This is a genomic window from Salinispora sp. H7-4, assembly GCF_013416675.1.
GTDB classification, from domain to species: domain Bacteria; phylum Actinomycetota; class Actinomycetes; order Mycobacteriales; family Micromonosporaceae; genus Micromonospora; species Micromonospora vitiensis.
The window spans coordinates 2375-2831 of the sequence record NZ_JABZED010000011.1 but is presented as its reverse complement, the minus strand read 5'-3'; the positions used below and the strand labels follow the sequence as shown (position 1 = coordinate 2831).

Here is a 457-nt window from a genome sequence, read left to right as displayed (position 1 = left end):
CGCGCACCCCAGTTGTCCACGCCGGGGTCGATCCCGGGCCACCAGTACCAGTGCACCAGGTCTCCCGACGCGGTGCGGCCGAAGATGTGCTGCTGGTCGCGGTGCACGAAGGCGTGCGGGTTCCCGACGAACGCTCCGCCCGGCCAGACATCGCCTCCGAAGGTGCCCGACGGGTCGTCGAAGAACCGGTGCGCGAGGTCGCCGTCGTTGTTGCGGAAGAACACGTGGTGCTGGTTTCCGCGATAGGAGAATCCCGTCGGGTCTGAGGCCACACCCGAGGTGACACCCCAGTCGTCGGTACTGGGGCTGATCCCCGGCCACCAGTACCAGTGGATCAGTCCGCCGGAGGCGGTGCGGCCGAAGATGTGCTGCTGGTCGCGGTGCACGAAGGCGTGCGGGTTCCCGACGAACGCTCCACCGGGCCACACCCCACCCGTGACCTGACCCGTGTCGAGGT

1 pseudogene is annotated in these 457 nt (G+C 68.7%); it reads right to left on the bottom strand.

From position 1 onward, the window contains the following. Positions 1 to 457, bottom strand: a pseudogene (locus H0524_RS24620) (M23 family peptidase); the annotation flags it as partial.